Origin of the sequence: Pseudofrankia coriaricola (genome assembly GCF_001854805.1) — a bacterium.
GTDB lineage: Bacteria > Actinomycetota > Actinomycetes > Frankiales > Frankiaceae > Pseudofrankia.
This window is the reverse complement of sequence record NZ_MBLO01000269.1, coordinates 40,079-65,204: the sequence shown is the minus strand read 5'-3', so window position 1 is coordinate 65,204 and position 25,126 is coordinate 40,079. Positions and strand designations below refer to the sequence as shown.

Annotated in this window: 21 protein-coding genes; 6 read left to right on the top strand and 15 right to left on the bottom strand. The window is 71.2% G+C overall.

What is annotated here, in order from left to right; genetic code table 11:
- From BCD48_RS42295 to BCD48_RS42260, 8 genes are all read right to left on the bottom strand, one after another.
- Positions 1-609 (bottom strand): FMN-binding protein, encoded by a 609-nt coding sequence (locus BCD48_RS42295; protein WP_349308094.1) that lies wholly within the window; start codon positions 607-609, stop codon positions 1-3.
- Positions 596-2,596, bottom strand: coding sequence for a ferredoxin reductase family protein (locus BCD48_RS42290; protein ID WP_241842405.1), 2,001 nt, complete (start codon positions 2,594-2,596; stop codon positions 596-598). Before BCD48_RS42290 ends, BCD48_RS42295 begins: the two co-directional genes overlap by 14 nt.
- Before the next feature lie 375 nt (positions 2,597-2,971).
- A complete protein-coding gene (locus BCD48_RS42285) occupies positions 2,972-4,618 on the bottom strand; it encodes a sensor histidine kinase (RefSeq protein ID WP_071054038.1) in 1,647 nt (548 codons plus the stop codon).
- A 17-nt stretch (positions 4,619-4,635) separates the two neighbouring features.
- Complete coding sequence (locus tag BCD48_RS42280; protein WP_071054106.1) at positions 4,636-5,313, bottom strand: response regulator transcription factor; 678 nt, start codon at positions 5,311-5,313, stop codon at positions 4,636-4,638.
- Positions 5,314-5,390: 77 nt separating this feature from the next.
- A complete protein-coding gene (locus BCD48_RS42275; RefSeq protein WP_083420045.1) occupies positions 5,391-6,314 on the bottom strand; it encodes an FAD:protein FMN transferase in 924 nt (307 codons plus the stop codon).
- Positions 6,314-6,961, bottom strand: coding sequence for an FMN-binding protein (locus BCD48_RS42270; RefSeq protein ID WP_071054036.1), 648 nt, complete (start codon positions 6,959-6,961; stop codon positions 6,314-6,316). The genes BCD48_RS42275 and BCD48_RS42270 overlap by 1 nt, the downstream gene beginning before the upstream one ends.
- 103 nt (positions 6,962-7,064) lie before the next feature.
- Positions 7,065-8,561 (bottom strand): ferredoxin reductase family protein, encoded by a 1,497-nt coding sequence (locus BCD48_RS42265; RefSeq protein ID WP_083420056.1) that lies wholly within the window; start codon positions 8,559-8,561, stop codon positions 7,065-7,067.
- 310 nt (positions 8,562-8,871) lie between these two features.
- Positions 8,872-9,831 carry a DUF6597 domain-containing transcriptional factor gene (locus BCD48_RS42260; protein WP_241842404.1) on the bottom strand — a complete coding sequence of 320 codons (960 nt, stop codon included), beginning with the start codon at positions 9,829-9,831 and terminating at the stop codon, positions 8,872-8,874.
- A gap of 180 nt (positions 9,832-10,011) precedes the next feature.
- Between BCD48_RS42260 and BCD48_RS42255 the strand changes: the two genes are divergently transcribed.
- The gene (locus tag BCD48_RS42255) at positions 10,012-10,563 is read left to right on the top strand and encodes a VOC family protein (RefSeq protein WP_071054034.1); all 552 of its coding nucleotides are present in this window, start codon (positions 10,012-10,014) and stop codon (positions 10,561-10,563) included.
- Between the two features lie 204 nt (positions 10,564-10,767).
- Here BCD48_RS42255 and BCD48_RS42250 read toward each other — a convergent pair whose 3' ends face one another.
- Together BCD48_RS42250 and BCD48_RS42245 are read right to left on the bottom strand one after the other, a co-directional pair.
- Positions 10,768-11,913: an SRPBCC family protein gene (locus BCD48_RS42250; protein ID WP_071054032.1), complete on the bottom strand. Its 1,146-nt coding sequence runs from the start codon at positions 11,911-11,913 to the stop codon at positions 10,768-10,770.
- Positions 11,914-12,057: 144 nt separating this feature from the next.
- Complete coding sequence (locus BCD48_RS42245) at positions 12,058-12,843, bottom strand: winged helix-turn-helix transcriptional regulator (protein WP_083420043.1); 786 nt, start codon at positions 12,841-12,843, stop codon at positions 12,058-12,060.
- A gap of 235 nt (positions 12,844-13,078) precedes the next feature.
- Between BCD48_RS42245 and BCD48_RS42240 the strand changes: the two genes are divergently transcribed.
- From BCD48_RS42240 to BCD48_RS42230, 3 genes are all read left to right on the top strand, one after another.
- The gene (locus BCD48_RS42240; RefSeq protein ID WP_071054030.1) at positions 13,079-13,924 is read left to right on the top strand and encodes a class I SAM-dependent methyltransferase; all 846 of its coding nucleotides are present in this window, start codon (positions 13,079-13,081) and stop codon (positions 13,922-13,924) included.
- Between the two features lie 117 nt (positions 13,925-14,041).
- Positions 14,042-14,656 (top strand): GNAT family N-acetyltransferase, encoded by a 615-nt coding sequence (locus BCD48_RS42235; protein ID WP_071054028.1) that lies wholly within the window; start codon positions 14,042-14,044, stop codon positions 14,654-14,656.
- A gap of 150 nt (positions 14,657-14,806) precedes the next feature.
- On the top strand, positions 14,807-15,595 hold the full coding sequence (locus tag BCD48_RS42230; protein ID WP_071054027.1) for a methyltransferase domain-containing protein: 789 nt from the start codon (positions 14,807-14,809) through the stop codon (positions 15,593-15,595).
- 115 nt (positions 15,596-15,710) lie between these two features.
- Here the strand turns inward: BCD48_RS42230 and BCD48_RS42225 are convergent, their stop codons facing one another.
- The 3 genes from BCD48_RS42225 to BCD48_RS42215 form a co-directional block, all read right to left on the bottom strand.
- Positions 15,711-16,511, bottom strand: a complete 801-nt coding sequence (locus BCD48_RS42225; protein ID WP_071054025.1) for a VOC family protein — start codon at positions 16,509-16,511, stop codon at positions 15,711-15,713.
- A 165-nt stretch (positions 16,512-16,676) separates the two neighbouring features.
- Positions 16,677-17,543, bottom strand: a complete 867-nt coding sequence (locus BCD48_RS42220) for a helix-turn-helix domain-containing protein (protein ID WP_491677207.1) — start codon at positions 17,541-17,543, stop codon at positions 16,677-16,679.
- A 247-nt stretch (positions 17,544-17,790) separates the two neighbouring features.
- On the bottom strand, positions 17,791-19,566 hold the full coding sequence (locus BCD48_RS42215) for an MFS transporter (RefSeq protein ID WP_083420042.1): 1,776 nt from the start codon (positions 19,564-19,566) through the stop codon (positions 17,791-17,793).
- Positions 19,567-19,866: 300 nt separating this feature from the next.
- Here BCD48_RS42215 and trxA point away from each other — a divergent pair, with 300 nt between their 5' ends.
- Together trxA and BCD48_RS42205 are read left to right on the top strand one after the other, a co-directional pair.
- Positions 19,867-20,250, top strand: coding sequence for a thioredoxin (trxA, locus tag BCD48_RS42210; RefSeq protein WP_071054022.1), 384 nt, complete (start codon positions 19,867-19,869; stop codon positions 20,248-20,250).
- A 162-nt stretch (positions 20,251-20,412) separates the two neighbouring features.
- On the top strand, positions 20,413-20,850 hold the full coding sequence (locus BCD48_RS42205) for an NUDIX hydrolase (RefSeq protein WP_071054020.1): 438 nt from the start codon (positions 20,413-20,415) through the stop codon (positions 20,848-20,850).
- 94 nt (positions 20,851-20,944) lie between these two features.
- Here the strand turns inward: BCD48_RS42205 and BCD48_RS42200 are convergent, their stop codons facing one another.
- The gene (locus tag BCD48_RS42200) at positions 20,945-23,359 is read right to left on the bottom strand and encodes a hypothetical protein (protein ID WP_131804229.1); all 2,415 of its coding nucleotides are present in this window, start codon (positions 23,357-23,359) and stop codon (positions 20,945-20,947) included.
- A 267-nt stretch (positions 23,360-23,626) separates the two neighbouring features.
- Positions 23,627-25,108: an amidohydrolase family protein gene (locus BCD48_RS42195; RefSeq protein WP_071054018.1), complete on the bottom strand. Its 1,482-nt coding sequence runs from the start codon at positions 25,106-25,108 to the stop codon at positions 23,627-23,629.
- Positions 25,109-25,126 lie beyond the last annotated feature (18 nt).

Here is a 25,126-nt window from a genome sequence, read left to right as displayed (position 1 = left end):
CTACAGCCCCGCCTTGTCGATCGCGGACTGGACGGACCACGCATACCCGCTGCTGGTGTAGGACGCCCCGGAGACCTGGTCGATCCTGGCGCTCTGGATGTCAAGGACCTCCTGCCTCAGGATCGGCACGGCCTCGTTGTTGATCTGGATGTCGCGCCACAACCGGTTCGGGAGCACCAGGGCGATCACATCTGTGATCTTGTTGTCGGTGACGACGAGCTGGACCTGCACCGGTCCGTATTTCGTGTCGATCGCGTCGCCGATGACGGTCCTCGGGCTACTCGGGCCAGACGCGCTCGGCGAGCCCGGGCCGGCGCCCGCGGTGGCGCCGGCGGTGGATTCCGCGCCGCCGGAGCCGGTTCGATCGGGGCCCGTCGATGGGGTCGGGGTGGCCCGCGCCGCGCCGTCGGCGGCGGATCCGGTGAGGGGCCGATCGGTCTCGGACGCTCCGGGCATTCCGGACGGCGTGGCGAGCGCGGCGGGCTGGTCGTCGTGGGCGGCCAGGGCCTTGCCGCCCACGGCGAGAACGACGGTTCCCAGTAGTCCGGCGAAGCCAAGCCGCGCCCGATAGGCCTTGCCGGCGTTGAGGTTCATGTCAGGTCGCGGCATCCGCTCCCGGCCGCTGGGGGCCCGCGGGCGGCACCGCCACCTCCCTTCGTGTCGCGTCTTCGTTCAGTTCCCGCCCGCCGTTGCGCTCGCCAACCCTGGCGTCGCGCAGCGAGAAGTCCTCGGTGTGGATCTGGTCGTCGGCGAGGCCGAGAGCGCGCAGTGAGCGGACAAGTCCGTGGGTCAGCCCGGTGGGGCCGCAGATGAAGACATCGCGCTCGATCACGTCCGGCACCGAGCCGGCGAGCAGGTCGGCCGTCATCGGGTCGTAGCCGAGCTCACGCCGCGACCCGACCATGCTATGGACCGTCAGCCGATGTCTGCTCGCGATGGTCCGTAGCTCCCTCCACAGCGCGAGATCGTGCGCCTTGCGCACCCGGTGGATGACGACGACGTCGTCGCCGCGATTGGCGAGTTCCTCCGCGAGCGCCCGGATCGGCCCGATCCCACCGCCACCGGCGACGAGCAGCGACTTGCCTCGGGTCGCCCGCTCGGCGGTGAACAGCCCGAACGGGCCATCGGCGACCACGAACGTGCCGGGACGGAGGCCGGCCATCGCCCGGGAATGATCGCCCGCGGCCTTGACGGTGATGCGCAGCCGGTCCGGCCGGGGCGGTGCGGACAACGAGTAGGGATGCGCGCTGAGCCAGTGCCCCGGGGCGAGGAACCGCCACCGCAGGAACTGTCCGGGCCGTGCCCCGAGCCGGTCCACGTTCCGGCCGCGGATCCACACCGAGACGATCCCCGGCGCCTCCTCGACGACACGCTCCACGCGCAGTCGATGCCGGGCGGTCGCGACAAGCGGGAGGACCAGCCGCCCGATGACCAGGCAGGCGAACACAGCCACGTACATCGCCCGCCAGAGCCGCTGGTTGACCGGGTGGCCGACGAACTCGGCACCGGTGGACACCTGGTGCCCGTAGACCAGAAGCACGGCCGCGTAGGAGGTCAGGTGCAGGAGGTACCAGACCTCGTAGGAGATCCGTGGGCGCAGCGTACGGGCGCTGGCCACCCCGACGGTGACGAACAGCAACACGCCGATCGTCGCCTTCCACATCTCCGGATAGGTCGTGATCACGGTAAACAGCTCGGACACCGGCTGCCGGTGATCAGCAAGCCCATAGCCCCAGACCGTCAGCAGCACATGCAGGACCATCAGCAGCACGATGTTAGTGCCCAGCCCCCGGTGCCAGGCCGCCAGCCGTCCCAGCCCGACGGCCCGCTCGAGCACCGGAATCCTCGCCATGAGCAGCAGCTCGACCAGCATCAGGTAGGCCGCGAGCAGCCCGCAGACCCGGCCGAACGAGGTCATCACCGCCGCGCCGCCCCGCAGACTGGTCGCCGGGGTGCCCAACCACCACAGCCCCACGACCAGGACGCCCCAGGCCACCAGCCCCGCCCGCACCGCGAGCCGCCCCCGCCACCCCGCGGACCGCGACGACCGTGGGCCCGACGCCCGCCCGACCGACCGCCCGCCGGCCGAGGGGGCCGCCTCGGCGACCGCCCGGCGCGGAACACCGCCACCGGCCCGCTCAGCATCTCCAGCGCCGCCGGCGTCCGGGGCGTCCTCGCCGGCACCGGCATCCCTACCGCCGTCGGTATCCCTGGCGTTGTCATCCCTGGCGTTGTCGACGGCGGCGGTGCCGCGGCTCGGGTCGGACCAGGACCCCGGACTCGGCATCATTTCTGCCGGCAACGCGAGTTCAAGGCGGTAACCCGGCATGGTCGCCGGCACGTCGGTCGAGTCGACAGCACCGAGGTCGACCACCGGACCCCCGTCACCCACCGACGCGGGTTCAAGGCGGTAACCCGGCATGGTCGCCGGCACGTCGGTCGAGTCGACAGCACCGAGGTCGACCACCGGACCCCCGTCACCCACCGACGCGGGTTCAAGGCGGTAACCCGGCATGGTCGCCGGCACGTCGGTCGAGTCGACGGGATCGAGATCGGCCGCCGAAGCCTCGTCACCCGGCACCCGAGTGGAGTCCATGAGGATAGAGCGTGTCCGCTCGGCCGGAGAATTCCCTGGGAGAGTCCTGCGGACGACTCGTGAATCTGGAACCGGTGCCTGGACCACACGGCCCGTTCCAGTAGATCAGCGTTCGGTCAGCACCATGCGCCACCGAGCGGAGACTGGACGCAGTCTCCCGGGTCGCGGCGCGGAGCACCGGACGGTGTAGGGCCAATGCGTTCGTGGTACGGCGGCCCCAAGCCCTGATGCTGGCCTACGCCCGGCGAGCCGGCAAACGGACCGACCGACCGCCGGCCTCCTCAAGCGAGTCATCTGGCCACGATCTCCGGGGATCGAGACCAATCGAGCACCGCCACGGTAACTGTCGCCGGGCCATGCGGCCGATGACCGCGGTCAGCGGCAGGGCACGATGAGACGGAAGGTCGCACCGCCGCCGAGTGTGGGCTGGTAGTCGATATGGCCGCCATGGGCGGCGGCGACAGCCGCGACGATGGACAGGCCCAGCCCGGTGCCGCCGGCGTCGCGGGAGCGGCCCGGGTCGGCACGGTAGAAGCGTTCGAAAATGTGGGCGACGGCGTCTTCGGGGATGCCCGCACCATGATCGATAACCGAAATCACTACGTCGGCTGCCTCCGAAGCCAGGTGCTTCCCTGGCCCCATGGCTCGCTTGCCCGAGGAATTCACGCTCGTCGAGGAGCCAGGCGTGGCGATCGACTCTGGATTCAGGTCCGCGCCGATCTCGGCCGCCTTGACGGCTTTGGCCAGGTTCGGAGCGGCGTCGGTGACGGCGGTCGTCGCGGCACTTGTGACGGTGGTGGCGACGGTCACGGCGATCGGAGTGTCCGGCGGGGTATGGACGAGCGCATTGCGGACGAGGTTCCCGATCGCCTGCCGTAGCCGGCCCTCATCGCCGGTGATCTCCAGGAACGGAGGTGTGCCGGTCTCGATGAGCCTGTTCGGTGCGACGACGCGGGCATCGGTCACGATGTCGCGGACCATGGCGGCGACATCGACCGGCTCGCGTTCGGTCGCCGGCCCCTGGTCCAGCCGGGCAAGCAGCAGCAGATCATCCACCAGACCGGTCATCCTGGTGGACTCCTCCTCGATGCGGCGCATGACCATGGCCAGGTCCTCGGGCCGTTCGGCGGCGCCCCGGTGGAACATCTCGGCATAGCCGCGAATCGAGGTGAGCGGGGTTCGCAGTTCGTGGCTGGCGTCCGCGACGAAGCGACGCAATCGCTGTTCGGATGCCTCCCTGGCGCGGAAGGCCGCCTCTATCTGGGTGAGCATGGCGTTGAACGCCAGACCGAGCCGTCCGACCTCCGTACGCCGGCTTGTGTCCGCGACCCGTTTCGCCAGGTCGCCCCCGGCGATCTCGTCGGCCGTAAGCTCGATCCGGGTCAGCGGGCGCAGCCCGACCCGGATGAGGAGGTAGGCCAGCGCTACCAGTGCAGCCATCACCACCGAACTCGCGATAATCTCGATCTTGGCCACGCGTTCGAGGGTGGCGTCCATCTCCGCGTAGGGGACGGCAACGACGAGCACGTCCCCGTTGTCGAAACGCTCAGCGAGCATCCGGAACCGGTCGTCGTGCCCCTCGGCGGGCACGGTCCACAGCGGGGCGGTCGCCAGGTTCGGGCGAACCTCGGCCGCGGCGAGCAGCCAGGCCTCGATGACCGGGCGCTCGGTCGGCGTCCGGGCACCACTCGGGCCCGGGCTGGACTCCAGCAGCCGATGGCCGCCGCCGTCGTACAGCGCTCCGTAGGTTCCAACCAGGAACGCGCTGCCAAATCGCGGGTCCCGATCGTCACCGTCGGCGCTACCCCACCTACCTTGACCGCTGTTATCGCTGTCGTTGTCGCCATAGCCAGTGCCGCGCAGCAGGGTCTGCTCCATCACCGGGTGGGCGTCACGCACCTGCTGGTCCAGGCGTCTCATCAGGTAGGACTGCAAGGCGAAATGGGTTCCGACCGCGCCGAGCGTCAGGCCGACCGCGAGCAGTCCCACCAGGGCGAGCAACAACCTGGCACGCAACGACATACCAGCTCCCGCCGAGATCAGCGCGGTAGGCGCAGCACGTAGCCGACCCCGCGCACCGTGTGAATCAGCGGCGGCTGAACATCGTCGATCTTTCGCCGCAGGTAGCTGATGTAGGTCTCCAGGACGCTGGCTTCCCCGCTGAAGTCATGGCCCCAGACGTGGTCGAGGATCTGGGCCCGGGTCAGGACGGCGCGGGCATTGGTGAGCAGGTAGTGCAAAAGGCGGTACTCCGTCACGGTCAGCTCGACAAGACGCCCGGCGCGGCGGACATCCCTGGTCCGTGGGTCGAGTTCCAGGTCGGCGAAGCGCAGCGGCGCGGGCCCGTCATCGCCGGGCGCGGCGGTACCGGCGCGCCGCAGGACCGCGCGGACTCGGGCCACCAGTTCGGAGACCGCGAACGGCTTGGTCACGTAGTCATCGCCGCCGAGGGTCAGCCCGCGCACCTTGTCCTCGGTGGTGTCGCGGGCCGTGAGGAACAGAGTCGGAACGCCATGCCCCGCGTGGCGCAACCGCTCGCAGACGGCGAACCCGTCGATGTCCGGGAGCATGACGTCGAGCACGAGCAGATCCGGCGGGTCCAGCGCGACCCGGGTCAGCGCGGCCTGGCCCGAGTGCACGGCGGCTATCTCGAAGCCCTCATACCGCAGCGCCATGGCGACAAGATCGGTGATCGCCTCCTCGTCGTCGACGACCAGGACCCTGACCCGCGGGCCGCCCGCGCCACCTGTCGAGGTGCGGGCCGAGTCCCCCGCCGATGGACTCACCGATGCCGTCACAAACCCAGTCTCGCCCTTGGCAGGTCCGGCCCGATGACCGATGGAAGTGTGGCGGCGGCGACCTGTCCCACGTAGCTGAAGCACGCCGCGACCGCCAGGCCGGACTGGCCAGGCTGACCGCGGAAACCAGCCGAGTAGGCCACCCCACCGGTCGAGTCGACAGTGAGCCACTCCCAGCCGTCACGGGCGAGGTCGTTCAAAAGTTCCGGTGCGTTCCGGCCCGCGGCAAGACCCGCGGTCGCGTAGGCATCGGCCAACGCCAGATCCGGCCCAACAACCGTGACGGAGGCGAGACCCGACGCGGGCTCTCTCGTCCACGGATCGACGACATGGCCACCCTGCTCGGCGATGCCAGAAGTGGCCACAGCCAGATTCGTGCCCTCGACGACAGCGACGATCCGATCCCGGTGAAACGGGTCCGCGATCCCCACCCGCCACGGCGCCGGTGCGCCACGCAGACGCAGATCCCCGGCCGCGTTCACACAATAGTCGGCAACTCCAGCCAGGGACAGCGCCGCCGAAGCGACGTCCGCCGCCCAGCCCTTCACCAGACCAGTCGGATCCAAAGTGCCGTCACCACGCCACGCCGGATCGAACCAGCCGCCGCTGCGGTCCCGGCAGGCCTCGGCAAGCCGGTAGACCTCCCGAACATGCCCAGGGCAGTCCTCCAGACCGATCTCGCCGCGCCGCAGCCGGGAGACCCACGACCCCGCCCTGAAGGTACTGAAATCCTCATCCGTTTGCCGCAGTGCCGCCACCGCCACCGCGATCGCCGCGTCCACACCCAGCGCCGCGGGACCCGCCCCATCCGATGGCGGGCCGTGGAGACCGGCCGTTCTCGACGGCGACCGGACGGCGATGCTCACGACCGTCCCCATCACCGGCTCCACATGCACATGGCCCGGCCGCCCGTCCGCCATCACGTCAGCCCCGCCTTGTCGATCGCGGACTGCACGGACCACGCATACCCACTGCTGGTGTAAGAGGCGCCGGAAACGACATCGATCTTGGCGCTCTGGGCCGTGAGGACCTCCTGCCGCAGGATCGGCACAGCCTGGCTGTTGATCTCGATGTCGCGTCGCTCCCGGTCCGGTACCTGGAGAGTGATCACATCGGTGATCTTGTTACCGCTGATGACGAGTTGTACTTGTACTGCCCCATACCTCGTGTCCGTCGGGTCGCCGGTGACAGTCCTCGTGCCCGATGTAGTGCCCGATGTACCGCTGGAGGAGCCCGAGCCTGACGTGCCCGAGGCGGTCGAGCCGGAACCGCCGGTGGATCCAGCGCTGCTGGAACCGGTTGAGCCGGCGCTGGCGGATGGGGTCGGGGTGGCCGTCACCGTGCCGTCGTTCCCTGAGGCCTCGTCGCCAGACGACGCCTCGTCTCCGCTACTGCTGGAGGACCCCGTGGAGAACTGACCCGTCCCGGACGTGCTCGGCATGGCGAGCGCGGCGGGTTGGTCTCCCTGGGTGGCCATGGCCTTGCCGCCGACGACGAGAACGACGGTTCCCAGTAGTCCGGCGAAGCCAAGCCGCGCCCGATAGGGCTTCCCGGCGTTGAGGTTCATGTCAAGTCGCGGCGCCTGCTTCCGGCCCAGGGACCGGGTGAAGGCACCGCCACCTCCTTTCTTCTTCGGTCTTCGGTTCCGGTCCCGCACGTCAGCGGAGCGGTCAGCGCAGCGAGAAGTCCTCGGTGTGGATCTGGTCGTCGGCGAGGCCGAGAGCGCGCAGTGAGCGGACAAGCCCGTGGGTCAGCCCGGCGGGTCCGCAGATGAAGACGTCGCGCTCGATCACGTCCGGCACCGACTCGGCAAGCAGGTCGGCCGACATCGGGTCATACCCAAGCTCACGCCGCGACCCGACGACGCCGTGCACCAGCAGCCGCTGGTTGCTCGAGATACGCCGCAGCTCCCGCCCCAGTGCGAGATCGTGCGTTCTACGCACCCGATGGACGACGATGACATCGTCGCCGCGACCTGCGAGATCCTCCGCGAGCGCCCGGACCGGCCCGATCCCACTGCCGCCCGCGACGAGCAACGATTTGCCGCAGGTGGCCTGCTGGGCGGTGAACCGCCCGAACGGGCCCTCGGCGACGACAAACGTGCCGGGTCGAAGGCGGGCGATCGTGCTCGAGTGGTCACCGGCGGCCTTGATCGTGATACGTAGCTGGTTCGGCTGGGGCGGGGCGGACAGCGAATAGGGATGAGCGCTGATCCAATGCCCAGGCGCGAGGAACCGCCACAGCAAGAACTGCCCGGATCGCGCACCGAGCCGGTCCAACTGCCGGCCGCGGAGCCACACCGAAACGACCCCGGGTGCTTCTTCGACGACGCGCTCCACCCGCAGCCGATGCCGGACAATCGCGGCGAGTGGCAGGACCAGCCGCCAGATGACGAGGCAGGCGGCGACGGCCACGTACATCGCCTGCCAGATGCGCTGGTTGACCGGATGGCCAACGAACTCGGCACCGGTCGCCGTCTGGTGCCCGAAGACCAGAAGTACAGCTACATAGCTCGTCAGGTGCAGGAGGTACCAGGCCTCGTAGGAGATCCGCGGGCGCAGCGCACGGGCGCTGGCCACCCCGACCGCGACGAACAGCAACACACCGATCGTCGCCTTCCACATCTCCGGATAGGTCGTGATCACCGTGAACAACTCGGACACCGGCTGGTTATGGTCAGCAAGCGCGTAGCCCCAGACGGTCAGCAGGACATGCAGAACCATCAGCAACACGACGTTGGTACCCAGCCCTCGGTGCCAGGCCGCCAGCCGGTCCAGGCCGACAGCCCGTTCAAATGCCGGAACCCGCGCCATCAGCAGCAGCTCGACCAACATCAGATAGGCCGCGAGCAGCCCGCAGACCCGGCCGAACGCCGTCATCACGGCCGCGCCCCCGCGCACACCGGTCCCTGAGGTGCCCAACCACCACAGCGCCACGACCAGGACGCCCCAGGCCACCAGCCCAGCCCGCACCGCGAGCCGCCCCCGCCACCCCGCCGACCGCCGCGCACCCCAGCGCGACGACCGGACGACTGCCCGATCACTGCCCCGGCTCGCGGCCTCGGCCGCCGTCCGGTGGCGGCCCGCGGCACCGGCGGAGCCGAACCGGTACTCCCGGCCGGGCGACGTCTCCACCGTCGGCACGGACTCGTGCCGCTGACCGGACATCGTCCGCCTCGCGCCGGTCGAGTCGGGGGGACCGAGTTCGGTCGCCGTAGTCCCGTCGTCTGGGGCCCGCGTGGAGTTCATGGCGCCAAGCGTGTCCACCCAACCTGGGAATTCCCTGGGAGATTCCTGGGAGCGCCCCGGGATTCAAAGCCCGCGCCGAGGCCTTTTAGGCAATTTTCAGCCATTAAGATTCTTGTCAGCCGTGCACGTCCCGAGTGGACGACTGGCCGCAAGTCTGCCGGCCAGGCACGAGCCGTGGAACGTCGCGACTGTAACCCTGCCGTACGGCGCTCGAATGCACCCGGGCGGTTCAGCGGCCCGCGGTGACGGCGGACGCGGCGTAGACGCCGGGTGGAACGCCGACGGCCTCCCGGAAGTCGCGGTTGAAGTGGGCCTGGTCGAACCAGCCGAGGCTGGCGGCAAGCTCCGCGAGATTGATGCCGGCCGGGTCACCGGCCGCCGCCGCGGCGTCGAGGGCGGCCTGGGCGTCGTGCAGGCGGAAGCGGCGCAGCACCCACTTCGGGCCGACGCCGACGTAGTGGCGGAAGAGGCGCTGCAGCGTGCGGAGCTCGATGTCGTGCCGCTCGGCGACGGCCTGGACGGCGGTGAGCGCGCGGTCGGCCAGCATGTCGGCGGCGATCGCCAGCACCTGCTCATATCGCGGGTCGGGGGCGGGCCTCCTGGCCAGGAGGAACTCGTCCATCAGGGCGACTCGTTCCTCGTCCTCCGTCGCGGCGAGGATCGCCGCCTGCAGGTCATGGGCGTCCTTGGCCAGCGCCGCCGGCCGGCCGGCGAAGTCACCCGCGTTCTCACCCGGGCGCTCCCGCGCGGCGTCGGCGTCGGCGACCCCGTCGTCGGCGTCGGCCGCGTCGGCCGCGTCGGCGGGTCCGGCCCGGGTGGTGAGTGCGTCCGCCAGCGGAACGGCGCGGTCGGTGTAGGCGGCGACGTCGGCACCCAGGAACGCGGCGAAGCCACCCGGGCGGAACTTCACCCCGAAAACCCGGCCCTCACCGTGGAGCAGGATGTCGAAGCGCCGGGTCACCACGCCGTGTACGAGTGTCCCTGGCATCGCGTACCCGTGCCGTGGGCCGGCGCCGGACTCCACCGACAGGTGCACCGCCGGGTGGCTCAGCACCGACGAGAGATACGACGTACCGGGCGGCAGGTCCCAGCGAACTGTCCAGTACCGCTCGACCCAGAGCCCGAGATCCGGATGCGCCGCCAGACGGCCCAACGTGAAGTGCCGCAGCCCCTCATCGGGACGCAGCACGCCGGCGAGCGACGCCGTCGGCGGCCGCGGCAGCTCGGGCGGCAGTGACCGGGGCGCCGCGCCCGCACCCGGCCACGACGACGGCGTCCCGGGTGGCCGCGCTCCCGGATCTTCCGATGCCGCTGGCGGTGTCGCGTTCGTCCAAGGCCGCACCCCGCCAGCGTAGGCACGATCGCGGCCATGACCACAGACACCAGCCACCGCGGCGACACCACTGCCACCACCACCGGGCCGACGCCGGCCGTAAGCCCGGTGCCCGCCGGATACACAACGCTGACGCCGTTCTTCGTCGTCAACGGCGCCGAGCAGGCGATCGCGTTCTACGAGGCGGTGCTCGGCGCCCGGGTCGTCGGCCGCAACGACACCCCCGACGGCAAGGTCGCTCACTGCGAGCTCGAGGTCGCCAACGGCCGGATGCAGCTCTCCGACCCCGCCCCCGACCACCACCTGGTCGCGGCGTCCGGCGGCGACGACGTCAGCCGCTCCACCGTCGCCTACCTGCCGGACGTCGACGCGGCCTATGCGCGGGCCGTCCAGCTCGGCGCGAAGGGGTATGGCGAGCCGTCGACCTTCGTCACCGGCGACCGCTTCGCCGCGTTCCTCGACCCGTGGGGCCACCGCTGGGCCGTCATGACCCGGGTCGAGGACGTCGACCCGGCCGAGGCCCAGCGCCGCGTCGACGCCTGGCTCGCCGAATCCGCTGACGCCGACGGGACCGGCCCGGAGAACTGAGAACACCTGGCCGCGGGGCACAGCCCCCGATAAGGCGGAAGGGCCTGATGCCCAGATCGGCGAGCCTCCGGGCACGCGCGGCTCCGCCACTGTCGCGCGCCCTTGGGCCTGACGCCCGAGGCCCCACCGCCGGGACCTGATCCCAAGACGCCTGGCCCGGAAACGCGAACGGCGCTTCCGGGCCGGCGCTTCAGGGCCGGCGTTTCAGGGCCGGCGTTTCAGGGCCGGCGTTTCAGGCTGTCTGCGGGCGAGGGCGCGCGTGTTGCGCCTGACACGGATCGCCTGCGTCATCCGGGTCTGTTCGCCCACCCGGCCATCGCGATGTTCGGGTTCGAGCAGGCGCCTGATCGCCTCGTTGTCCCGGTTCAGCTCGGCGGCGATTCCGCTCAGCGCGTCGATCATGCGTTTGCGCTGCTCCGGCGTAAGCGTCGGTTTGGCCCCGAGCCAGACGGTCCGGGTGAGCCGGGTCGCGCCCGGGCCGAAGGCCCGCAGCAGCGTCTCGGCGCGCAGGGAATGGTGGCCGCCACTGCGCACGATCACCCGGCGCGGCGGCTCGAACGCGATGATCTCCGTCTCCTGGGCGGGACCCTCCGCGCCGGGAACATCGGGGCGGCGCTCGGTGACGATGATCCGCCCGATGCCGGCCGGCGTGCCCGGTTTCCGGTAGGCCCGTATGACGGCGGGGTCGTAGCGGGGCATGTTCTCGGGGTTGTCGAGGAACTCCCACACCTGCGCCCGCGGCCGGTCGACGACGACGGACGACTCGGCGACCTGGATCCATTCCACCAGGTGCCGCGCATGGACCAGGTTCAGAATGTGTTTCGCGTCGGTGACCGTGCCCGAGGCGAGGACACGCGGCCAGAGGTTCGTCGTCGCCTGGAAGATGTTGATGCCACAGAACAAGATCGAGATGGCGCCGACATACGCGACCAGGTCCCGCTCGGCGAGCATTCCGCTCGCCGGCAGCGGCCCGTTCCCGATCCTGGCCGCGCACGACTGCGCGGTGAGGCCGCAACGGGCGAAGCCCAGCCCGTCGGGCAGCGCCAGCGCGATGGCCACGAAGTTCATCGCGATGCCACCGCCATAGGCGACGATCCCGCGCCACCCCGATACCCAGCCGTGCCTGGGAGAGACGAGCGCGGTGGCCTTGCCGAACTTGCGGCCGAACTGCAGGAACCTGCCGGACCTCGTGAAGTCGGCGCCGGTCCCGCCAAGGACGAAGCCGCGGACTCGGTAACCGACGGAGAGCGCCGCCAGGGCGTGCCCGATCTCATGGATCACATTGCTGACCAGCACCACCAAGGGCACGGTGGCCACGATCGCGACCAGAGACAGCCACTGCTGTGCCACTCGTCTCCCATCCGCGCCATCCCGCCCTCCGCAGACATCGTTTATCAGACGGCGTCGAAGACCGGCGGAGGGCCCCGTGGCACGGCACTCCCGGGTAGCGGCTCGTGGACACTTCGTTGGCCGGGTGGTGCGGGGTGCGTCGGGTTACACCGCCATCGCCTCGTCGCGAGCGCCAGGAATGGCGGCGAGGGCCGCGGCGTGCGCCGCGAAGACGTCGGTGAAGGTGGGGACGGGCATACCGGCGCTGCGCTGCTCCGCGCGCCGCAGGCCCGCGGCGAAGAACCCGTTGTCGAACCAGGTCGGGAAGTCGCGCGCCAGCTCCACCGGACCGTGCACCTCGGCTTGGCCGGCGTCCAGCAACGAACGGAACGAGGCACGGCCGAGAAGCCACCGGTGCATCTCACGGGTGCTGGCGGTGATCGAAAGCTCGGCGTCCTGCCCCGGGCCGTCCTTGCAGACGGTGATCACGGGACGTTCCATCTCCAGCCAGCCCTCGGCCGCGCCGGGACCGGTGAGGACGATGTGGGCGAACGTCCGTCGCCGAGGCAGCCGGTCGATGACCGCATGCTGGTGCATGCGCCAGATCAGCGACAGTCCGTCGCAGTCCTCATCCTCCGGGTCATTGAAGATCCATTCGGCGGCCCACTGGCCCATCGCCCAGATGATGGGCGTAATCGACCAACCCGCTGCCGTCAGGTCATAGCGACCGGGACGTCCCCGCTCAGCCGACTCCCGGATGACGAGACCCTGACGCTCCAGCTGCCGGAGCCGTTGCGCGAGCAGCGTCCGGCTCATCCTGGACACACCGCGGTGAATCTCGTTGAAGCCGCTCGCTCCGATCATGAGCTCACGAATGATCAGCGGCGTCCAGCGGTCGCCGAGTACCTCGACACACAGCGCGATCGGACAGTAGTCCGAATGGATTGCCATTCGATCATGAGACCATGGCCACACAGCTACGGGGTAGTCCAGATCCTGTACCGAAGCTGACAACCAGCGGACACCCACCAGTACAGGAACGCGACTGGTCGCCGGCCCGGCGCCCGACCGAACCTCCTTCCAGGGACAACGAGCAGGCGTCGACCGGCCCACCGAAGGCGGCGGCGCCCGCGACAGTCCGCCCCGGGACAACGACCGACCCGGGCAACCTCGAAGGAGAAGAGCAATGACGCTCACCCCCGCCACCCCCACCGCGACCGCGACCGGGCCGGACCTGGCCGCGGTCAAGGCGAAGCAGCAGAAGACGTGGTCCAGCGGCGATTTCGCCGTCGTGGGCGCACGCATCGTGCTGCAGAGTGAGCTGCTGGCGGAGGCGGCCGATCTACGCGCCGGCTGGCGGGTACTGGACGTGGCCTGCGGATCCGGCAACGCGGCGATCGCGGCCGCCCGGTCGGGTACCCAGGCCGTCGGCGTCGACTACGTTCCCGGCCTGTTGGAGACCGCCCGGGAGCGCGCCGCCGTCGAGGGGCTCGACGTCGAGTTCCGCGTCGGCGACGCGGAGGACCTGCCCGTCCCCGACGGCTCGTTCGACGCGGTGCTGTCGGTCTTCGGGTCGATGTTCGCGCCGGACCACCGCAGGGCCGCCGCCGAGCTGGTCCGCGCCGCCCGGCCGGGCGGCGTGATCGGCCTGGTGTCCTGGACGCCGTCCGGCTTCATCGGCGAGATGTTCCGGACGATCACGAAGCACGTCCCCGGGCCGAAGGGGGTCCCGTCCCCGATGCTGTGGGGCACCGATACGCACCTGGCCGAGCTGTTCGGCGACGCCGCGGCCGAGATCCGGTCCGTGGAACGGACCTGCGTGTTCCGGTTCGCCTCGCCCGAGGAGTTCGTCGGCTTCTTCCGCCGCTGGTACGGACCGACCCTCAAGGCGTTCGAGGCGCTCGACGACGACGGCCGTGGGGACCTCGGAACCGACCTGGCCGACCTGGCGCGCCGTTGGGATCGTCACCAGGACGGCGGCAGCGTGGCGCTCCCGTCCACCTACCTCGAGACGATCATCTCCCTGCGGTAGGCGTCTCCCCGCGGTGGCAGCAATCTGCGCTCGGCGTCAGGTCTCGGACACGTTACGTCAACATGACATTGCCACCATGGGTCGCCGACCACGTTCGCCGCCGAGAAAAATGGCGGCATGGAACTCATACAGCGGGCCGACGCGCCGCCGGCCACGGAATCCCAGATCGTGATCAGGCCGGCGGTGGGTCGGGCCGACGCCGCCATCATTCGGGAGATCTACGCACCCTGGATCCTGGAGACGGCGATCTCGTTCGAGGAGGTCGTTCCCAGCGTGGACGAGATGCTGGGACGGATGGACGCACGTCCGCGGATGCCGTGGCTGATCGCCGAGGTCGACGGCGAGCCTGCCGGATACGCCTACGCCTGCAAGCACGCGGCGCGCGCGGCCTACCGCTGGTCGGCCGACGTCTCCGTCTATCTGAAGGCAGGGCAGCGCGGCCGCGGGCTGGGCCGCCGGCTATACGCCCAGCTCATTCCCCAGGTCCGCGCGCTCGGCTATGTGACGCTGTTCGCCGGGGTCACCCATCCGAACCCGGCCAGCGTCGGCCTGCACAGCGCGGTCGGCTTCGAGCTCGTCGGCGTCCACCCGAACACCGGCCACAAGTTCGGCCGCTGGCACGACGTCGGCTGGTACGCCCTCTCCCCGGCCGGCGACCCGCCCCCCGCCCCGGCGGAACCACTCGAATGGGATCCGTCCGGCCCACCCTCACCCGAGGCCGCGACGGACTGAGCCGCGACCGGCCGCGCCGGCGGCCGGATCGCTGGGCCTCGCCGCGCGCCACGGCTGGCCACCGGACGGCGTCGGCGCTGAGCCGGAAAGGCCTGCGGAGCACCAGCGAAACGAAAGATCAACGCGGGCCGGCGGACATAGGGTGAGATTGTGCCGGAGTCCGTCAATTTTGACCGGATCGCTGACCGTTACGACGAGACCCGCGGCGGTGAGGCACGAGGCCGCTCGATCGCCACGCAGGTCGGACCGCACCTGCCGGACGGCAGACTGCTGGAGATCGGCGTCGGGACAGGGCTGATCGCCGCCGCTTTCGCCTCCCTCGGCCGGGAGGTCATCGGCATCGACCTGTCGGAGCAGATGCTCGCCTACGCGACGGAACGGGTTCCGGGACGGGTCATCCGCGCGGACGCGAGCGCCATCCCGCTCCAGGACGCCAGCGTCGACGCCTGCGCCGCCATCCACGTGCTGCACCTGGTCGCCGACACATCCGCCGTACTGGGCGACGTGGCCAGAGTGCTGCGGTCCGGCGGGCGCCTCGCGGTCGTAGGCGGGGGCAGTCACGACACGGTCTCCGACGTCGACCACCTCATGGACGCGATGAGCGCCAGGTTGCACAGTTACCGGTTGCGGGCCGCCCGATCCCAGCCCGAGGCGGTCATCGAGGCGGCCGAGCGACACGGGCTGCGCCTGGTCGAGAGATTCCCGATCGCGCAGGAAGAGGGCGCCGCGACGCCCGAGCAGGCCGCCGCGGAGATCGAGGCCCGGCTCTGGTCCCGGCTGTGGGACCTGCCGGACGACATCTGGGCCTCCGTGGTCGAACCGACGATCAAACAGCTACGTCAGCTCCCCGGCCAGGACCGGCCGCGACCCGTCGTGGCCCACTCACCGGTGCTCATCTTCGAGGCCACCGCTGGCGTTCCCGAGGGCCGCGCCGACTGATCGAGGCGCCGGCCGGCGCCGAATGGTTCTGGTCCGGGCCAGGTGGCCTTTGCCGGACCGGGACCCGGGCCTCGACCAGAACCCGGACCCGGACCCGGACCGGAGCGCCATTCCGTCAGCCCGTCGGCGCGACGTTCGGGTCGTTGTTCGGGCCGACCAGTTTGAAGACCGCGCCGGTGACGTCGACGGCGGTGGCGAGGCGGCCGTACGGGGTGTCCATGGGCGGGTTGACGGTCTTGCCGCCGAGCTCGGCGGCCGTCGCGAGGGTCGCGTCGACGTCCTCGGTCGCGAAGTACACCGACCAGTGCGCCGGCTCCCCGGCCGGCAAGAAGGTGGAGGCGTCCATGATTCCGGCGAGCGGCTCGCCGGCGGCGTTCACCAGGATCGTGTAGCGGAACTCGTCGGTGTCACCCACCGTCTTGGTGTTCCAGCCGAAGACGTCGCGGTAGAAGCCGACGGCCGCCTGGTGGTCGCGGGTGAACAGTTCGAAGTGGGCGGGTGCGCCGGGCTCGGCGGTCACGGCGAAGCCGGTGTGCTGCCCGGGCTGCCAGATGCCGATCATCGCGCCGGTCGGGTCGCCGACGACCGCCATCACGCCGAGATCGCCGACGACCATCGCCGGGGCGATCACCTGACCGCCCTTCTCGGCCACGGCGGCGACGGTCTTCTCGGCGTCGTCGGTGCGCAGGTAGACCGACCAGACGTCGGGCACACCCTGGTCCGGCTGGGACTGCATGCCGCCGGCGATGGGCTGGTCCGCCCGCAGGAAGTTGAAGTAGCCGCCGAACTCCTCGCTCGGCTCCTGCGCCGTCCAGCCGAACAGCTCGCCATAGAACGTCCGGGCAGCGGCCGGGTCGGTCGTCATCAGGTCAACCCAGACGGGGGCGCCAACAACGGTGGTGTCGAGCGGAGGCATCGAGGGCTCCCTCTTGCTTGTGAAATCAACGGACGTTCAGGTAGACCCACCACCCCTCGCGAACTCATCGGTGCGGCGGAAATCCTTCCGCCGCGGTCCGGCCCGGCACGCCGACCGCACGCGGACCGCGTTCGCCCGTCGGCCTCGCCCCGCTGGCCGGCGCCCTCAGCGCAGCGTCGGAGCCCGACCGTCTGGGTCGGAGTCGTGGTGCAGCGCGTGCAGCGTGGCGGCGGTCGACGGGTCGGCTGGGAAGAACGACTCCAGAGCAAGCTCGGCGACGGTGACGTCGACGGGGGTGCCGAAGACCGATGTCGTGCTGAGGAAGGTCAGCGTCGTTCCCTCGTGCTGGAACCGCAGCGGGACGATGACGTCGCCGGGCCCGGGCAGCTCCACGAGAGGTTCCGCCTGGTCGCACGGGTACGTCGTGAGCTCGTCGAGCAGCGCGAGAAGCTCCGGGTCGGCGCTCGCGCGCACCTGCCGGCGCAGCCGGCCAAGGATATGCGCCCGCCACTCCCCCAGGTTCGCGATGTGCGGCGCCAGCCCGTCCGGGTGCAGGCTCAGGCGCAGCACGTTCACCGGCGGCTCCAGCAGCCGCGGGTGGGCCTTGCTGGTGAAGACACCCAGGCTGGCGTTCGACTCGACCAGGTCCCAGCATCGGTCGACGAGCAGCGCGGGGTAAGGCTCGTGGCCGCGCAGCAGCTGCCGGGCGGCGGCCAGCACCGGGGCGAGCGGCGCCGCGCCGAGCGGCGTCTCGCGGTAGGCGGGCGCGTGGCCGGCGGCAAGCAGCAGCTCGTTGCGCCGCCGCAGCGGGACGTCGAGGTGCTCGGCCAGCCGCAGCACCATCTCGGCGCTCGGCCGTGACCGCCCGGTCTCGATGAAGCTGAGGTGCCGAGTGGAGATGTCGGCCCCCAGCGCCAGCTCCAACTGGCTGAGCCGGCGCATCTCCCGCCACCGCCGCACCAGCATCCCGACCGGTTCGTCAGCGGAGCCGCCCGCGGTGGCACCGACCCCGGCCCGGACATTTCTCGTCACGGTCCGCGCCGGCGGCATCGTCGCGGCCGAGCCGGTACCGGTCGAGCTGGCGCCAGCTGAGGTCGCCGTTCGCGCGTGGACGCCGCGATGCGACGAGTTCATGGATCCGGACGGTACGGGCATGCCCGCCGCGGCGCCACTACGTCCGACGTCATGGATCCACAGCCGATCATCGTCATCGGTGCTGGTGCCGTCGCCCGGTGACGGCACCAGCACCAGCCGTCGGCGACGGCGCCGTCGCCGCCCATCAGGGGGTCCCGCGCCAGCCAGCAGGCACCGAGGAAGGGGTGTCCGGGGCGGACGGACGCGGGGTGGCGGCACCCTGGTCCGGGATTGGCCGGCGGGGAGCGCCCGTTTCGGCGTCGCTTCGGCGGGCGGCTGGCAGGAGCATGAGCAGGGCGGCGCTCGTGACCGAAGCCGCGGCGAGGTAGCCGATCGACAGGACCAGGGCGTGCGGGTACGCCTCGGAGCTGTCGGCTCCGGCGGGGCCGCCTGGGCGGCTGAGTGCGCCAAAGAAGATAACCCCGACGATCGCGACGCCGAGCGCGTTGCCCACCTGCTGCGCCGTCGCGAGCATCCCGGAAGCGGTACCGGCGTGCCGTGGCGCGACGCCGGCCAGGATGACCCCGATCAGCGGTGCCATCACCATGCCCATCCCCGCGCCGATGATCAGCAACGGAGGCGTGAGCAGGCCGATCGGGCCTCCGGTCCCGACATGATGGGCGACCAGCGCCAGCAGCCCCAGACCGGCCGCCATCTCCAGCGCGCCAGCGGCGAGCGCCGCCCGGCCGAACCGGCGGACCAGCGGGCCGCCGGCGAACGACGTCACGAGGTAGCCGACGGCGAGCTGGGTGAACACCAGGCCGGCGCGCAGCGCGTCGAGTCCCAGCCCGTTTTGCAGGTAGAGGGCGAGGACGAGGAAGAGAGACGCGATGCCGGTGAAGAACACCAGGCCCGCGAGGAGGCCCACCGTGAAAGCGCGCTCGCGGAACAGGGCCGGGTCGACGAGTGGCATCCGCCCGTGCCGCGCCATCCACCGCTGATGAACTCCGAAGGCGGCGAGCAGTACGGCGGCGCCGGCGAAGCACAGCCAGGTCCACAGGGGCCAGCCGGCGTCCCGCCCCTGCACCAGCGGGAGCACGGCCGCGACCAGCGCCACCGTCGCCAGCGTCGCTCCGACGAGATCCAGGCCCGCGCCTCCGCGTCCATCACCATCACCGCCGCCATCGTCATCACCGTCACCACCGGCCACGGCCTTCCGTCCGGCGACGCGGGCCGGCCCGTCCAGGCGGGACTCGCGGACCGCCCTGGGAGCGAGTACGACGACGGCGACACCGATCGGAACATTGATCAGGAAGCAGGCCCGCCAGCCCAGGCCCGCGACGTCCGCCTGCGTCAGCGCGCCGCCGATGAGCTGGCCGCACGCCGCCGCCATGCCCATGGTCGTCCCGTAGGCGGCGACCGCCCGCGCCCGCCGCGCGCCAACCCGGCTCACGCTGATGATCGAGAGGATCTGCGGGCTCATCAGCGCCGCCGCCAGGCCCTGGGCGACCCGGCCGACGATCAGCGTCTCGCTGCTGTCCGCGAGTCCGCAGACCGCCGACGCGACGGTGAACAGCGCCATCCCGAGCGTGAACAGCCGACGGCGCCCATAGGAGTCACCGAGCCGCCCACCGATGATCTGGCCGCAGCCCAGCGCCAGCCCGAAGCCCGCGACCACCCACTGGATGGCGGTCTGGCTCGCGCCAAGGTCCGCCTGCATCGACGGAATCGCCACGTTCACGATGAAGAAGTCCAGAATGATCATAAAGATCCCGGCGAGCAGCACAGGCAGCTCCAGCAGCCGGGCGAGCCCTGGCTCACGGCCGTGCCGCGGTTCCGCCAGCCCTGCCGCGTGGCCCGGTCGCGCGGCCGGGACGGACGGCGGTCGCGCCCCCTGCTGTCGCTCGTGCGGGTTCCCCGGCCGAACCCCGATGGGCGGCGAGGCTGGCGTCAGGGCGAGCTCATCCCTGGTCGCTGTCAACGGTGCCTCCGAACCTCGAATGGTCAGTGGCACCTACCGTCATCGCCGCGCCGATTCCGGTCGATTACGCGTGACGTAAGCGAGCACCACGAGGTGGCCGGGACGCGGCTCGCCGCCGCGCGCCCGGCCGGGGTTCCGCGGAACCCCTCGGCCCCGCGGCGCCGCCACACGCGCGGGCATGCCCACGCGGGGCCGCCGGCAGACTGGTGTCACCGGGGGGCGGCGCGGCCCCGGTTGGGAATGCCGGCGAGCCGCCCGTGCTTGAGTGGGGCGAGGCAAACCGACGGAGGAAGGCCGGCGATGGCGACAGTGGAATTGACCAAGGAGAACTTCGACGAGGTGGTCGGCGGTGAGTCCGATCTCGTTCTGGTCGATTTCTGGGCGTCCTGGTGCGGGCCCTGCCGGACGTTCGGCCCGGTGTACGAGCGGGCGTCCGAGAAGTACCCGGACGCGGTGTTCGGCAAGGTCGACACCGAGGCGCAGCCGGAGCTCGCGGCCCATTTCGGCATCTCGTCGATCCCCACGCTGATGATCGTGCGCGACCAGGTCGTGCTCTACTCCCAGCCCGGCGCCCTTCCGGCGGCGACGCTCGAGGACCTCATCAAGCAGGCGAAGGATGTCGACATGGACAAGGTCCGTGCCGAGGTCGCCGCCGAGCAGGCCGGCGACACGGTCGCCGGCTGAGACGACGAGGCATCGGCATCGACCGCGTCGCGGATGGCCCGAGGGCCGGCCCGGTCTCGGGCCGGCCCTCGGGCCCTCGGGCCGCCGGGCGGGAACGTGCTATCGGCTACTCCGACCCGAATCCCGCCTCGGCGGTGTGATCGTCGGCTAGCGTCCGGGGACGTGGCGAAAACTCCGAGAATTCGGCCTATCGCACTGGCCGCGGTGCGGCGCGGGGACGATCTGCTGGTGTACGAGGGGAAGGACCGCGCCACCGGCGACCGGATCTTTCGCCCGCTGGGCGGTGGGGTCGAGTTCGGGGAGACGGCCGCGGAGGCCGTGCACCGCGAGCTGCGTGAGGAGCTGGACGCCGAGCTCACGAACGTCGAACTGCTCGGCGTGCTGGAGAACATCTTCAGGTGGGAGGGCCGGCCGCACCACGAGATCGCCTTCGTCTTCGGCGCGGATCTCGTCGACCGTTCGTTCTATGAACGCGACGACCTGGGCAAGGTCCTGGACGCCGATGACGAGGTGAGCTGGCGGCCCCTTTCCCATTTCTCCCAGCCGGCGCCGCCCGTGCCACTGCTGCCACCGGGCCTGCTCGGCCTGCTCGGCCGCTGAGAATCGCGGCCGGGCGCCCCCGCCCTGGTTGGTGGCCGAGGTCCGGTGCCCGACGTCTTGACGTCCGAGGTCCTGGGCAGAAACGCCGCTCCCGTCAGGGGCGCAGTACCCGCCAGACGGTGAAGTCGACCGGGATGGAGGTGGCGTGGTCGGGGCGCGAGGTCTCGCGTTCCTCCCAGAACGGCAACGAGGTGACGATGCGCCGCGCGGCGACGAGACCGACGCCCGGGATGCGCGGTCTGTCGGCACCGGAGCCGATGACGAACACGGGCGAATCCGGGAAGCCGCGGAAGAAGTCCGCGACATAGTCGGGCCAGTCCGACTCGTCACCGGGCAGCAACGCTGACAGCTGGCCCCGGCCAAGCCACAACGCCGCCGGGAAGAGGTCGCTCTCCGTGAGGCAGCAGGGCTCGCGCGGCCAGAGGTAGACGCCCTCGCGGCCGTCCGCCAGCGCGGCGAGCTCGGCGGTCACGGCGAAGCTGCCGCCCATCTCGTGGTGGTGCCGCAGCGGAAGCGACTGCGGCAGGGCGAAGGCGAGCAGGCCACCGAGCGCCGTGGCCGCGGGCAGGCCGACCACGAGCCGCGGCGGCAGCCGGCGGACGGTGAGCGCCGCCAGCGCCACCCCGAGCGCGATCCCGGCCAGGGCGAGCAGCCCCGGGAGCGCCACCGGCACATAGCGGCGCGCCCACCACATCAGCCGTACCGAGTTGTGGGTATGCCAGGCGTAGACGGCCAGCAGCGGCAGGGTCGACAGGACGACGGCCCACAGCATGGCGTTCCAGCGACGCAGCGCGACCACGGCCAGGCCCGCGAACGCCAGCAGGAACGCCGGCCGGGACACGAACCAGGCCAGCCGGTCGAGAGACTGCTCGTCATAGGTCCGCTGGCGGCCGAGGCCCTCGAAGTCCTTGTAGTCCGCGCCGAACAGCCGTCCGCGCAGCACACCGAGCGCGAACAACCCCGCCACGACCAGCAGCACGCCCAGGCCCGTGACCAGCTGGATCCGTCGGTTCCGCTCCGCCTGGCTGACGGTGTGGCGTTGGCGGGCGGCACGGCTGGTGATCATCCGTCCGACGACCGGGCGCGCCAGCAGGCCGGCCGCGAACAGCGTCCCGACGATGCCCGCGATGACGGGCAGATCGGGAATGCCGTTGATGAGGGTGTAGTCACGGTTCGCGTCCGGCGAGTAGGCCTGCCAGAGCGCGTGCGGCAGTACGGCGCCCAACCCGGCGGCGAAGGCCACCGCGCGCCGGTCGAACCGGCGGACCGCGACGAGCACGGCCCCGGCCGCCGCCGCGAGCAGCAACGTCAGCATCCCGTCGGCGCGGTCGAGGAAGCCGATACCGGCGAGAACACCGGCCATGGCCGCGGGAGGCCAGGAACCGGTCGCCAAGGCCAGCACAACCCCGAACAGCGCCCCGACGAAGAGCATCTGGGCGCTAATCTCCGACGATGGGTACTTGGCCTGCCAGACCTGCAGCATGTTCGTCGCGAGCAGCGCGCCGGTAGCGGCGCCGGCGAACAGCCCGGCCGCGCCCGCGTACCGGCTGGACGTCCGGCCGACCAGCCGGAACCAGGCCCATGTTCGTTCCGCTCGCCCGCACCGGCTGGTCATCTGTTCCGCGGCGGCGGCTCCTGTGGTCGCTGCCGCGCGGTCGGCTGCCGCGCGGTCGGCGCCCCCGGCGGCGCTCCCGGCGCGGGCTGCGCCCGGTGGCGCCGCGCCGCCGAGCGCACCGGTGACCGCGCGTCGCACGACGAGCGTCAGCGTGCACACCGCGAGCAGGCCACACAGCGGCGCGACCTGGGTGAGGGCGTGCTCGCCGCCGATATCCGCGGCCGTCGCCAGCAGCGCTGGCCACAGCGCGTAGAACTGTGGCACGACCACGTCGTCATGGGATATCCACACTCCCGGGAATCGCGCCCCGGGAGAGGCCATTTCCACGTCTGGCACCCGGGATGGGTCGGACGCCGGATCGCGCAGGGAATATCCCCCTGTCCGGGCGATTTCCATGCCGTGCGCCACGTAACCGCCGGGGTCCTTGTCCGCGGCGCCATAGGCGAACCCAGGGAAGAAGAAAAAGCCCGCGAGCGCGGCGATCCCGGCGATCATCACGAGCCCCGCGGGATCGACACGGATCCGCACCCGCCGCCGGCTGCTGCCAGGAACCTCACCGGAGGCGACAGTCTCCCCGCGTTCCTCGGCCTCCCCGGGCTCGTCGGCGGCCGGCTCCCGGGGAGGGCGGCGGCGCGCGGCGCTCAGCGCCCGCAGGCCGAGGACCGCACCGGCCACCGCCACCGCCAGGCAGGCCGTGGTGGCCGCGACCGCCGCCAGGCTGTGCGCGCCAAGGTCGGCCAGCGCCAGCGAGACCCAGGCGACCAGCGACACGACCAGCACCAGGCCGCCAACGATCGCCTCGGACAGCCATACCGTTGCGGGCCGGGCCTCGCCCCGATCATCCGACGGCACAGAGACGCCCCCGTCAGCCTCCGGCACAACCAAAGCGGCCATATCGGCACATTAACGCGCCTATAGACCGACTAACCTATGTCTTCTGTTAAGAGCGCCCTCTCATCCGCGGACGGCGGTTCGACACGGCACCCGAAGGCCGGGATATCGCGCGACGCCGACAACCGACGGACATGACCACCGGCCGTAATGCCGGCGCCACTCCCTCAATACCCGCGGACGCGACCCGTCAGCCACAGGCGACTACGGGAAGTAGTCGACCGGCGGATACCGGCGCCGATCGCGGAGAAGGCGGAAACCGTCAGTAGATCAGTAGGTCAGCGGGCCGACGGTGACGCCGGCTTCGCGGGCGGCGTGCCCGACGCGGGCGTGCAGCTCGGCGCTCGCCGTCGTCGCGAGCTCGGACGGCGGTTGCGACGCGTCGTAGACGGACCGTCCACCGACATAGACCTGCTTGAGGTTGCGCAGGCCGCAGGCGAACACATAGGTCGCGTAGACGTCCCAGATCGGGCCGGTATCCGGCTGGCGCGGGTCGACGACGAGAAAGTCCGCCTGCTTGCCGACCTCCAGGCTGCCGACCCGGTCGGCGACGCCGAGCACCTCGGCCGAGCCGAGGGTGTGCATCCGCAGCATCTCGCGCGGCATGAGCACCTTGGCGTCGGAATGCAGGGCACGCAGGGTGTAGATACCGATCCGCATGTTCTGGAACGGGTCGGAGATGTCGGTGCAGGACTGGTCGTCAAGACCGACACCGATCCGGATCCCGGCGGCGCGCAGCCGGGGGATGTCGGCGATTCCGGAGCCGAGCCGGCCGTTCGAGGTCGGTTGCCAGACCATCCCGGCGCCCGTCGCCGCCGCCTTGTCGACCATTTCGTCCGTCGGGTGGACGAAATGGCCGAACAGGAAACGCGGCCCCAGCGCCCCGGCCTCGTCGTACCAGGCGAACTTGGCCCGCTGCTGCTCGATCGCCTCCGCCGTCTCGACGAAGTGGGCCTGGTTGATGACGGTGTGGCGGCGCATCAGCTCGGCCTCCAGCGCGGCGCTGCGCGGCGAGCTGGCCCACTGCACCGCGCCGAACACCGCCGTGCCGAGGTTGAGCGGGGCGGGGACCTTGGCGTCGGCGTAGCCGGCGATCTGGGCGAAGGTGTCGAGCACCTGCGCCTCGTCGAACGCCTCGTCGTCGAGGCGGACCGCGGACATCACCCGGATCCCGGCGTCGGCGCCCGCGTCGACCTGGCGGGTGACGAAGTCGACCGGCTGGATCCGGCCGGGCAGCGCCTTGTTCGCGTGCTGGTCGTACTCCCAGAGCACCCGGCTCTGGGTGAAGTTGAACGCGGATGTGATGCCGTTCTCGGCGAAGTCCAGGCAGCCGTGCAGCGTGAACCAGTACAGGTCCTCGACGCCGGCGCCGGCCAGCACGGCCATGTTCTCCGCCAGCCAGCCGTACAGCGTCTCGCCGACGCCGAGGCCGCGCAGCCCCGACATGAACAGGTGGCTGTGCGCCGAGATGAACCCGGGCGCGACGATCGCGCCGCCCGCGTCAAGCACGGTCCCGCCGCCGGCGGAGCCAGCCGCCTCGTTGGCGGCGGAGCCGGCCGCCGCGTCGGCGTCGCCGCTCGGGCCGTCCGACGGCGCCCCGGCCGACGGGTCGCCCGGCCCGATCGCGGTGATCGTGCCGCTGTCGTCGACGGTGAACCACCCGCGGAACGGCTCCTGCCCGTCCGCCATGGTCACCAGCAACGCGTTGACGACCGTCAACGCAGCCGCCCCCGCGACGCCGTCCGCCTTCATGCCGCCTCCTCGGGCTCT